Source organism: Clostridium sp., assembly GCF_050717545.1.
GTDB lineage: Bacteria > Bacillota > Clostridia > Clostridiales > Clostridiaceae > Clostridium_AD.
Genome location: NZ_JBOITN010000002.1, coordinates 38,634 through 49,280 on the forward strand (window position 1 = coordinate 38,634; position 10,647 = coordinate 49,280).

At 29.2% G+C, this 10,647-nt stretch carries 12 protein-coding genes; 1 reads left to right on the top strand and 11 read right to left on the bottom strand.

Features of this window, described 5'->3' with window-relative positions; genetic code table 11:
* Positions 1 to 26: 26 nt before the first annotated feature.
* The 3 genes from ACREVX_RS00380 to ACREVX_RS00390 are packed head-to-tail and all read right to left on the bottom strand — an operon-like array spanning position 27 to position 2,082.
* Positions 27 to 1,040, bottom strand: coding sequence for a DUF3231 family protein (locus tag ACREVX_RS00380; protein ID WP_431542058.1), 1,014 nt, complete (start codon positions 1,038 to 1,040; stop codon positions 27 to 29).
* Between the two features lie 49 nt (positions 1,041 to 1,089).
* Complete coding sequence (locus tag ACREVX_RS00385) at positions 1,090 to 1,461, bottom strand: DUF3231 family protein (protein WP_431542072.1); 372 nt, start codon at positions 1,459 to 1,461, stop codon at positions 1,090 to 1,092.
* A gap of 12 nt (positions 1,462 to 1,473) precedes the next feature.
* The gene (locus ACREVX_RS00390; RefSeq protein ID WP_431542073.1) at positions 1,474 to 2,082 is read right to left on the bottom strand and encodes a DUF3231 family protein; all 609 of its coding nucleotides are present in this window, start codon (positions 2,080 to 2,082) and stop codon (positions 1,474 to 1,476) included.
* Between the two features lie 615 nt (positions 2,083 to 2,697).
* On the opposite strand from ACREVX_RS00390, the gene ACREVX_RS00395 reads away from it, so the two are divergent.
* Entirely contained in the window at positions 2,698 to 2,841 is a 144-nt protein-coding gene (locus tag ACREVX_RS00395; protein WP_431542060.1) for a hypothetical protein, read from the top strand.
* An 885-nt stretch (positions 2,842 to 3,726) separates the two neighbouring features.
* Here ACREVX_RS00395 and ACREVX_RS00400 read toward each other — a convergent pair.
* The 8 genes from ACREVX_RS00400 to ACREVX_RS00435 all read right to left on the bottom strand — a co-directional run bounded on the left by ACREVX_RS00400 (position 3,727) and on the right by ACREVX_RS00435 (position 9,822).
* Positions 3,727 to 4,293 carry an ATPase gene (locus ACREVX_RS00400; protein ID WP_431542061.1) on the bottom strand — a complete coding sequence of 189 codons (567 nt, stop codon included), beginning with the start codon at positions 4,291 to 4,293 and terminating at the stop codon, positions 3,727 to 3,729.
* A 2-nt stretch (positions 4,294 to 4,295) separates the two neighbouring features.
* Complete coding sequence (locus ACREVX_RS00405; RefSeq protein WP_431542063.1) at positions 4,296 to 4,460, bottom strand: hypothetical protein; 165 nt, start codon at positions 4,458 to 4,460, stop codon at positions 4,296 to 4,298.
* Positions 4,461 to 4,610: 150 nt separating this feature from the next.
* On the bottom strand, positions 4,611 to 4,910 hold the full coding sequence (locus tag ACREVX_RS00410; RefSeq protein ID WP_431542074.1) for a CPBP family glutamic-type intramembrane protease: 300 nt from the start codon (positions 4,908 to 4,910) through the stop codon (positions 4,611 to 4,613).
* Between the two features lie 621 nt (positions 4,911 to 5,531).
* On the bottom strand, positions 5,532 to 5,660 hold the full coding sequence (locus ACREVX_RS00415; protein ID WP_431542065.1) for a hypothetical protein: 129 nt from the start codon (positions 5,658 to 5,660) through the stop codon (positions 5,532 to 5,534).
* A gap of 64 nt (positions 5,661 to 5,724) precedes the next feature.
* Positions 5,725 to 7,113, bottom strand: coding sequence for an RNA/DNA-binding domain-containing protein (locus ACREVX_RS00420; RefSeq protein WP_431542067.1), 1,389 nt, complete (start codon positions 7,111 to 7,113; stop codon positions 5,725 to 5,727).
* Between the two features lie 295 nt (positions 7,114 to 7,408).
* Positions 7,409 to 7,699 (bottom strand): type II toxin-antitoxin system death-on-curing family toxin, encoded by a 291-nt coding sequence (locus ACREVX_RS00425; RefSeq protein WP_431542069.1) that lies wholly within the window; start codon positions 7,697 to 7,699, stop codon positions 7,409 to 7,411.
* An 88-nt stretch (positions 7,700 to 7,787) separates the two neighbouring features.
* Positions 7,788 to 8,030, bottom strand: coding sequence for a type II toxin-antitoxin system prevent-host-death family antitoxin (locus tag ACREVX_RS00430; RefSeq protein ID WP_431542071.1), 243 nt, complete (start codon positions 8,028 to 8,030; stop codon positions 7,788 to 7,790).
* A gap of 1,225 nt (positions 8,031 to 9,255) precedes the next feature.
* Positions 9,256 to 9,822 carry an ATPase gene (locus tag ACREVX_RS00435; protein WP_431542061.1) on the bottom strand — a complete coding sequence of 189 codons (567 nt, stop codon included), beginning with the start codon at positions 9,820 to 9,822 and terminating at the stop codon, positions 9,256 to 9,258.
* Positions 9,823 to 10,647 lie beyond the last annotated feature (825 nt).

Here is a 10,647-nt window from a genome sequence, read left to right on the forward strand (position 1 = left end):
TCACTCCTCTTTAATAGCGACACTTTTTATTTAGATTTTGTAAGCTGATTTCTGTCTTCCATTTGAGGTGGTTCTTCCATCCATTTATGTGCAATCATTATTTTCCCACCTTTTTTTGCAAAATCAAATGTATCCTCAACAATAGTTGCAAGCTTTGTATGTAAATCGCTTCTCAAACTAAAAGCTGAACCTAAAGAATTTAAACCTAGTGCTGAGTTGGTTATTAAATTGGTTTTAAACATCATAAGTTTATCCGAAAAAGGTGCCATAGTTGAATCTGTAGCTCTACCTGCCCATGTACTCGGAGGCTGAATATCACTTTGTAATAACAAATCACTCAATTTTGAAATAATTTTTTTTGATAATTCTTTACCTTCTATGAAGTATTTTTTAACTTCACTTTCTTTGGCGGCTTGTGCAAATCCTGTCATCAACTGCATACCAAAAATGTTATCTTCAATAGCTTCATTAAGAAAGCCAACCTCAAGTGTATTTAATGAACGTTTTGCAGAAAAGGGGTTAATTCCACTCATATAATTCTTATTTTCAATAAATTCTACTTGTTTTGGCATAGTTACATATGGTGGTTTTGCAAGCACTCCTTTTACTGATAGATAGTTTGTTGTCAAAGTATAATATCTTTCAGCAACTTCTATATGATGTTTAAATACATCTTGAACTTCTATCGAATATGACATAGCTAAAAATACAGAATTATGCGCAAAAGCTAGTTTGCACATTTGGCGAAGTAACATTATATTAAAAATGTCATCAAACAAAGGAGGTGCTTCTTTTACAATATCTTGTTCAGCAAATCCTATTGGAATAACTACCTTTTGATTATTAAATATACTAGCAATTTCATTTTGTACAGTTTGCATTTCAGTTGCAACATTAGTTAATAGGTTTTGAGCCTCTTTATCAATAGTTTTCCCCTTAAAATAATTATAAAAGCTTACCCTTCCTGAAATTGAAATATATTCCATCCATAATGTACCTAATTCTGTTGAAGTTAATTGTATTTTTGCTTCGGTTGTCATTTAAACCCTTCTTTCTATTTAAATTTTTACTACTGGATAATTAAGAAAATTATTTTTGTTTTCCTACTAGATCTTTATGTTTTAATACAGTGGGGGGTTGTTCAAGCCACTTATTTTCAATCATGATTTTAGTGCCATTATGGGCGTATTTCATAGTTTGAGTTGTATATTTAGCATACATTTCATACAAATCGACTCTTAAACTTTGTGAAATAGCCATGCCAAAACTACTTACTGCTGAAGCGGACAATACTAACATATGAGTTAGCATCAATTTCTCTGAAAAAGGCGATATTGTAGAATCAGTTACAAAAGAATCTGGAGTAGAAGGAACTGGAATATCGTCATCTGAAAAAACCTCTGTTAATTCGGAGGTTATTTTGGATGTTAGATCTCTACCTTTAAAGAAAAAATCTGATATTTCTTCATTCTGTTAAACCTGTCCGAATGCAGTAGTTATCGCTCTTCCAATTATATTTGAAAAAGTAATTCCAAACAATTGAGTAACTTCGCTTAAAAGCATTGGTCGTTTTTCACCCAAAAGCCCTATCATAAAATTTTGACTTTTAACATACTCAACTTTTTTAGCTACTTCTACAAATGGTGCTCTTATAAAGATACCCTTTGATAATCGTAAATCTGTTGGTTTGTTATATAGTTCTATAGAATCATCAATTTGTTTGGAGAAGTAATCTCTAATATCAGAACGAGCTATTTGATTTAAAATTAATGTGTAGTTGTACATTGCAATTCTTGACATAAATGATAGATATACCAAGTAGAAAGTATCTGAAAATAAACGTGGGGAATTAATATTAACATCATTATCCGTAAATCCGTCTGGCAAAGGTAATCCTGCCTGATTAAACAAACCAGTAAGCTCTGTGACATGTTGATTTGATTTGTCAAATGTTTGTTGTAGAAGATCACGTGTTTCATTATCTTCAACTCTATTTAGAAAATAGCTTAGAACTCTTACCGTTAAGCTTTCACTCATATAAGCATTCCATATTCCTGCCATTTCAGAAAATATTAATGATATTGTTGTTTTTTACTCATAAATAAAAACCTCCTCTAATAAATCTTTTATAGTTAATGTACCTAAGTAAGTATATTTATTTCATTATTTTTGTAAGCTGATTTCTATCTTCTATTTGAGGAGGTCTTCCATCCATCCATCCTAAAACCTTCACTTGTCTTTTTATGATTAATATGTATATCATGCTTAAAATGAGCTTATCTTATTCTGTTATATGGTATTTTCATTAAAAAGAATAAAATATGAGGGCTTATGAGGGCAATAATCCAAGCATATACTGGTTTTTTATAATGAAGCAGTAACATTGGAAACATTATATAATTGTAGCAAATTCGCTTCGCTCATAAAAACCCCCCATAGCCATCAACCTAACGTAACCATTAAATGTAAATAGTGAAATATATTAATTAAACATCTTATATAGATATGAATAAAAACAGGGTAAAAATTATGATTTAAAATATTAATATTTATTTTAATAAAAGGTGTATTTTATACCTAATTATGGTATAAAATACACCTTTTGTTTTTTGTTTTATTGTTAAATAATACATAATTAGTTTATATATAACCTTTATGTAACTATATATAAGTATAAGCGAAAGGATGTTATTTACGTTGAATAGAGAAAAAATAAAGCGAATAATTGATAATTTAGAAAAGGTGTACAACCTTAATAAAATTGAAGAGATTGCAAGAAAACATCAGTTTATTAGAAGTAGCAAATTCGCTCCGCTCATAAAAACCCCCGGGGTACGTTAGCAAACAGAACTTATCCACTTCGTTACCAATTTCTGTAATGGGGTCGCACCAGCCAACTAATATATGTAAGATTCGTATAAAAGTTTATATTACTTTCAATTATTTAACCCATACTTCCTCATAATGCTGAAAGGTTTTTTAATTCTAAATCTTTGTTTAAAGGTGTTGATTGTTTCAGTTACTATTTTATTTTCACCTTTTATATATTCATCCCCTGAACACTCATCATAAAGTGTTGCAATAACAGTTTCAGAGTTTATTTCTTATTAGTTCCAATAGTATTAAGTCATCTATATATATACATCCTCTAAATACTTAACTTCACATATACTATAATTCAACATTAACTTCCAAATAACCTTATATAGATTACCATTACTGTCAATAAGTGTTGAAATGTTAGCGAATCTTCAAATGTAATAAATATTTTAAAATCAGTTTCTTTAATTTACAATTAATCTTAGTTTTGTTACTATAATGACACAAAGAATTCTTATTATAAGTACATAGAAAGTAATTGATTTTTAATAATTATAGCCCCTTTTAATTAAATATAAATTTATATAAACCAAAGAGATGGAGCCAGCGGATAAGTATATCTGCTGGCTCCATCTCTTTATAAGCTATTTGTTTATAAAGTATTTGTCCACCTCGGCACATTTTTATCTTTACAGATTAGTTTACCATCTTTGAAATCAATCATCTGCTTAAAAATTTTTGTATTACCATATACATCATCATCATAATTAATACCAGAATAATATATTGGGCAGAAAAGCATACCAGCAATAACTTATTTAACTATAATTAAATTCATCTTGTTATCAAAAAATATGGAGTGGGTCCATAAAAAAAATAACTATTGAATATAATTATATTTAATAGTTATACATCTAATAAATTATTTGCCCAGTTTGGTATGTTTTTATCTTCCCAAATTATATTGCCATCCTTGAACTCAATTATTTCCTTAAATATTTCTGTATTATCATACACATTGATTTCATCACATATTTCAATAGTCCCTTTTAAATTCTTTAGTGATGCATAATATCTTCTTTCAATGGTATCTTCAGGTATTCCATGCCCACCTTTACTTACCCTATGCCTAACCCTCTCTTTTGCAATTTCAGGGTTTTCAACCCCTATATAATTCATCACTATATAGAATCCATTATCCTTTGCAATCATTATATTTTTTATTATACTTCTACCAGATAGTGTAGTCTCTTGGTTAAATGATATTTCTTGTGAAATATAACTTTTTATTAGTTTCACTGCTTCTCTAGCACATTTCATTTGAAGATTATTATCTTGCCAAGCGCCTATACGGGCTACACTTTCATCAGTGTTTATTCTTTTTTCATCTTTATTTTCATTATAATATATCGACTTATATATTGAAGTTTTACCAGCACCATTGGTACCTGCAAATATTGTATAGGTTGGCATAATTACTTACCTATTACCTTTTCTTGTTCTCTTTGTAAAACCATATTAGATAACATCATATAAAAATCTTGCTCTTGTTTACTCTTTGACTTCCTAAATAAATCCTTTAATTGACTATAAGATAGGCTTAAAAAAATGTCATATATTTCGTTATTCTTAATTTCCATATCTAATACCTCCAATTCTAACTATTTATATAATATTATATACCAATACACTATTATAATAAACTATTACCTTATTAATCTTAAATTCGTTAGCAATCATAAACCTCAACTTTATGTAATTCTTCACGTTTTTCTGGTGACAACTACTTTTTATGATTTATTTATCAAATTATAATTCCCTTTTGATTCATCCATTTTATACTTAAATACCACAACAAAAAATAATATGATAAATGTGATTACTATTATTAAATTCGCAAAGAAATCACTAGTTTTAGAGCTTTCAAACACTAAAATGAAGTTTGTATTAAACATTGATTTTCCAACACCGAAAAGTGAGCTGAAAAAATCCCAAGCAAAGTGTAATCCAATAGAGAGGTATAAAGATTTAGTTTTTATAAATATATATCCAAAAACACTCCCTATTACAACTATACACAATAATGACATCAAATCCTGGTATCTTCCAATAGAAAGTAAAACTTGTACGCGCTGCTTACAAATTTTACAACGGGGTCGCACCAGACAACTAATAAATGTAAATTTTGTATAAAGATTATATTTCCTTCAATTATTTAATTCATACTCCCTCAAAATCCCTAAAAACTTTTAAATCTAAATCTTCTTTAAAAGTGTATCTACTATTTTTAAAATAAAATCTGCGTTAAACAATACAAATTTTATAGATTTTTATCGTCATTTAGCAAGCGTAAAATAGTTCAGCCCTTAGGTTAAGGTGGGGACTATTTTACGCTTGCAGTCTCCTCTATATTCCGTTCTTTTCAGTTCTTACCTGGATACGTCTCACACTTATTCTCCAACCACCATAAAGTTATTTTCCTTCTGCACATACGAAAATTCATTGAGGTAAAAAAATTACACCCTCCCATCTGAACTAGGGATAGGGATTATCTGTTAAGAAATTTAAATACAAGGAAATTATAACCATATATGATTGGACCCGAAGTGTAGCATTACTGCAAGTGTATCTGTCTTCATCCCTACTACGATGTTATTATGCATTCTATAAAGACCACATTAATTAAATCCTTTAATCTCAGGACAGTTTTCTCATATAAATCTTGCTATCTCATTAATATATGAGCTTTCCCATTTTTGCGTTTTCATTTGCTCTGAAATATACTTTCCCTCATTCCAATAAAGTAGAATAAGTCCTTCATTTATTAAAATTTTACCCATCCACAATGAGTAAGACGATGAATGGACGTCATCGCCTTAGTATAAATCATTTGAATATGACGTATTATCTTATTTTAGAATAATATTTCTGTTTGGGACTTGTAGGTTTCTCTGGCATTGTTAATTTCAATACCCCCCCTTTAATCAAAGGGTTTAAAATGTTCTTTCTAAAATTCTCTCTATCACTAAGTTTCATAAATTGTTGCATTTCACTTCTGGTTTTTGGTATTGCACAAAATTCCAATAATTCTTTTACTTCTTTATCAGCTTGCGGGGTAGCTTGCGGGGTCAGCGGAATAATCGTCTTAAAAATATCCCCTTCAATAAAGGTAGGCTCTGCACCTGAGTATATTTTATTGTACTTGTAAATATTCCTAACTCCTGATCCCAATTCATCCACCCATCCAATTTCTTTGAAGAATTTTGCTATTGTTGGATTCTTCGGAAACGGTGAAAAGTTTTCAGGATCAATGATGCCGTTCCCATGAGACTTATTGCTATTTTCAACATAAACTCTATCTTTTTCAATAACCAGCTTTGCCGGGAATGGGTTAGCAAATTCTCTATGAATGAGTAAATTAGAAATAACTTCTCTAAAAATCTTGTCTCTAAGGCTAATTCTTATATCGCCTTCGAGATAAAAATTATCATTTAGATGCTTTGAAACAAACTGCATCAAACGTTCATAACTCTCTAGCAGATTAACGCGAATATCATCCCTATCATCATATCGATCTAAATTTACTCTTCGTAAAATTGCATCAGTTCTATAATGGGCCAACGCTGCATGAATCAACTCTTCATTTCCAAAAATGAGAATACCACCAAGAGTAATGCCTTCTTTACCACTTTGAGGATCTCTAAGAAATAGGCCTGCACTTTTTAAAAGTTCTAGGTCATTCATTGATTTCCAAGGATGATCTAATCTTTGATTTGCAGCCATTTTTCTAACTTTTATTAAAAGTTCAGCCTTTAGTTCAGATATTTTCGCAAATGGGAAAATACGATTTTCCGTATATGTGCCCTGTTTTCTCATGTACATTTCAGAAACGAGATTCGTATTATCAGTGATGTCCATATCCCCATCTTCATTCCTATCAAAAATCTTCCCATTACACCTATGAACCTGTGAACTCTCCGGTACAAAGATGTAAAGAGCCACTTTCCCTTTAATCTCTATTTCTTCAACGGATAAATAGAAGGTTGGGCTAATTTTTTGAGGATTATTCATGAAAGTCACGAACTCTTTCTTAACCTTCTCTATCGCGTGCGGATTAATTCCTACAATACCACCTTTATCTTCAATACCAAGAAATAGGTGACCTCCATTTCGATTTAGAAAAGCGCATACCGATTCAAAAACATCTTTATTTAATTTATTTTTACTTTGCTTGAACTCAACAGTTATACTTTCTCCACCATTGAGAATTTGTTTTATTCTTTCAACTTCCACTCTAAATTTTTTATTTAAACCCTGTAACTATATCATAAATTATAGCCCTAACAGTTGCAACGTTTATTTCTTATTAGCCCCTGGTATGAGGTCCTTTATAGCTACGCACACTCTAGATGCTTAACTTAACATATACTATATTTCTACATTAATTTCCATATACCTCTATATAAGGTAATATATTTATCAATAATTACTGATTCGTTATTAAAATAATTAGAAAAAGCCTACTCCATAGATTACTCTATGAAATAACCTCTTGCTGTTACATCTATTTAATTTTTCAATATACTCATTAGCAGACATCTTTATGGCTTTTTATCCACTGAGTTATATTTTCCTGTTTCACTTCTCCTTTTGCTACACCTAATCCTAAATCTATTAATTCTTTTTGTGTAAATGATAATTTAATTTGATTATATTCTAATAAAATTAACATTACATATATTCCAGCTCTTTTATTCCCATCTATAAAAGTATGGTTATTTATTATGCAGTAGCATATATTAGAGCATTTTTCTTCAATTGTTTTGTATAAATCTTCTCCGCCGAATGTTACTTTTGAGTTTTCAATTGAAGATTTCAAAAGTTCTATATCCTTATCCCCTTTGAACCACCGGTTGCAATTATCAAGTTTTCATGCATTTTCTGAATATATTGGACTGATATATATTTCATTTAGCTAATTCCTGAAATGCTTCTAAATTTTCAAATAATATTCTATCAGCAATTGTCTCTAATTTTTCCTCCTCTGTTATTGCCCCTTTGCTAAACTCATCAAAATCTAAAAGGATATATTTAGGCTTATTGTTTTTCATTATGACTACAGATTTGTCCTCATCTACTAATTTAGCTATTTTAGAAAAATTCTGATTAGCTTCCGATATCGAAACTATCTTTTGGCTATTTACTAACATATTCAACCCTCCTATAATTTAAAATTATTATACTATTATTATATCATATTTAGGATAAATATATCCTAAATATAATATATATTATACTTATAATCATATATTTAATTCATACCTTCTCAAAATCCTGAAAAACTTTTTAATTCTAAATCTTTCTTTAAATGTGTATCTACTATTTTCAGAGTAAAATTCGTGCATTTATGTTTCCTAAAGAAATCACTTGCAAAATATTCAACTGCATTATCTATTTCATATCTTTGGCAAGATTTCTCTCCACATATCAGCTAAGTCTATTGGTTTTAATATTGAGTCCTTATACAATTTCTCTATACGTCTAAATTAGCAAACAGAACTTATCCACTTCGTTACCAATTTCTGTAATGGGGTCGCACCAGCCAACTAATATATGTAAGATTCGTATAAAAGTTTATATTACTTTCAATTATTTAACCCATACTTCCTCATAATGCTGAAAGGTTTTTTAATTCTAAATCTTTGTTTAAAGGTGTTGATTGTTTCAGTTACTATTTTATTTTCACCTTTTATATATTCATCCCCTGAACACTCATCATAAAGTGTTGCAATAACAGTTTCAGAGTTTATTTCTTATTAGTTCCAATAGTATTAAGTCATCTATATATATACATCCTCTAAATACTTAACTTCACATATACTATAATTCAACATTAACTTCCAAATAACCTTATATAGATTACCATTACTGTCAATAAGTGTTGAAATGTTAGCGAATCTTCAAATGTAATAAATATTTTAAAATCAGTTTCTTTAATTTACAATTAATCTTAGTTTTGTTACTATAATGACACAAAGAATTCTTATTATAAGTACATAGAAAGTAATTGATTTTTAATAATTATAGCCCCTTTTAATTAAATATAAATTTATATAAACCAAAGAGATGGAGCCAGCGGATAAGTATATCTGCTGGCTCCATCTCTTTATAAGCTATTTGTTTATAAAGTATTTGTCCACCTCGGCACATTTTTATCTTTACAGATTAGTTTACCATCTTTGAAATCAATCATCTGCTTAAAAATTTTTGTATTACCATATACATCATCATCATAATTAATACCAGAATAATATATTGGGCAGAAAAGCATACCAGCAATAACTTATTTAACTATAATTAAATTCATCTTGTTATCAAAAAATATGGAGTGGGTCCATAAAAAAAATAACTATTGAATATAATTATATTTAATAGTTATACATCTAATAAATTATTTGCCCAGTTTGGTATGTTTTTATCTTCCCAAATTATATTGCCATCCTTGAACTCAATTATTTCCTTAAATATTTCTGTATTATCATACACATTGATTTCATCACATATTTCAATAGTCCCTTTTAAATTCTTTAGTGATGCATAATATCTTCTTTCAATGGTATCTTCAGGTATTCCATGCCCACCTTTACTTACCCTATGCCTAACCCTCTCTTTTGCAATTTCAGGGTTTTCAACCCCTATATAATTCATCACTATATAGAATCCATTATCCTTTGCAATCATTATATTTTTTATTATACTTCTACCAGATAGTGTAGTCTCTTGGTTAAATGATATTTCTTGTGAAATATAACTTTTTATTAGTTTCACTGCTTCTCTAGCACATTTCATTTGAAGATTATTATCTTGCCAAGCGCCTATACGGGCTACACTTTCATCAGTGTTTATTCTTTTTTCATCTTTATTTTCATTATAATATATCGACTTATATATTGAAGTTTTACCAGCACCATTGGTACCTGCAAATATTGTATAGGTTGGCATAATTACTTACCTATTACCTTTTCTTGTTCTCTTTGTAAAACCATATTAGATAACATCATATAAAAATCTTGCTCTTGTTTACTCTTTGACTTCCTAAATAAATCCTTTAATTGACTATAAGATAGGCTTAAAAAAATGTCATATATTTCGTTAACAAACAGAACTTGTCCACTGCGTTACCAATTTCTGTAATGGGGTCGCATCAGCCAACTAATAAATGTAAATATGTATAAAAGCTTATAGTCACCTCCTATATTTAACCCATAATTTCTCAAAATCCTAAAAAACTTTTTAATTCCAATTTTTTCTTTAAAAGTGTTGATTATTTTCAATTACTATTTTATTTTCACCTTATATATTATATATTAATCCACTGGACACTTCATCATAAAGTATGGCCCTAACAGTTGCAGCGTTTATTTCTTATTAGCCATAACAGTATTAAGTCATCTATAGCTATACACCCTCTAGATACTTAACTTTACACATATTATAATTCTACATTAATTTCCAAATACCTTTATTCAGATTACCATTCCTGTCAATAAGTGTTGAAAATTCAGGGAAGCTTCAATCCCACTGAGTACTTTAAAATTAATTTCTTTAGTTTACAATTAATCTTTAGTTTTGTCACTACAATGACATAAAAGATTGTTAGAAAGTAAAACTTTTACGCTATGCTTACAAATTTTACAACGGTAAGCGTAAAATAGCCCACACCTTAAACTAAGGCTTGGGCTATGATATTATTTCTTTAGTGGCTTTCTGCAACTATCCGGTAAATCCTTAGACCATGGAAGAAGATTATCTAGTTTTTCTTTATTA

Bases quoted from the DNA above. Each gene is read 5' to 3' on its own strand.
- ACREVX_RS00380 (WP_431542058.1), bottom strand. From the start codon at position 1,040: ATGACAACCGAAGCAAAAATACAATTAACTTCAACAGAATTAGGTACA.
- ACREVX_RS00400 (WP_431542061.1), bottom strand. From the start codon at position 4,293: ATGCCAACCTATACAATATTTGCAGGTACCAATGGTGCTGGTAAAACT.
- ACREVX_RS00405 (WP_431542063.1), bottom strand. From the start codon at position 4,460: ATGGAAATTAAGAATAACGAAATATATGACATTTTTTTAAGCCTATCT.
- ACREVX_RS00410 (WP_431542074.1), bottom strand. From the start codon at position 4,910: ATGTCATTATTGTGTATAGTTGTAATAGGGAGTGTTTTTGGATATATA.
- ACREVX_RS00415 (WP_431542065.1), bottom strand. From the start codon at position 5,660: ATGGGTAAAATTTTAATAAATGAAGGACTTATTCTACTTTATTGGAAT.
- ACREVX_RS00430 (WP_431542071.1), bottom strand. From the start codon at position 8,030: ATGTTAGTAAATAGCCAAAAGATAGTTTCGATATCGGAAGCTAATCAG.
- ACREVX_RS00435 (WP_431542061.1), bottom strand. From the start codon at position 9,822: ATGCCAACCTATACAATATTTGCAGGTACCAATGGTGCTGGTAAAACT.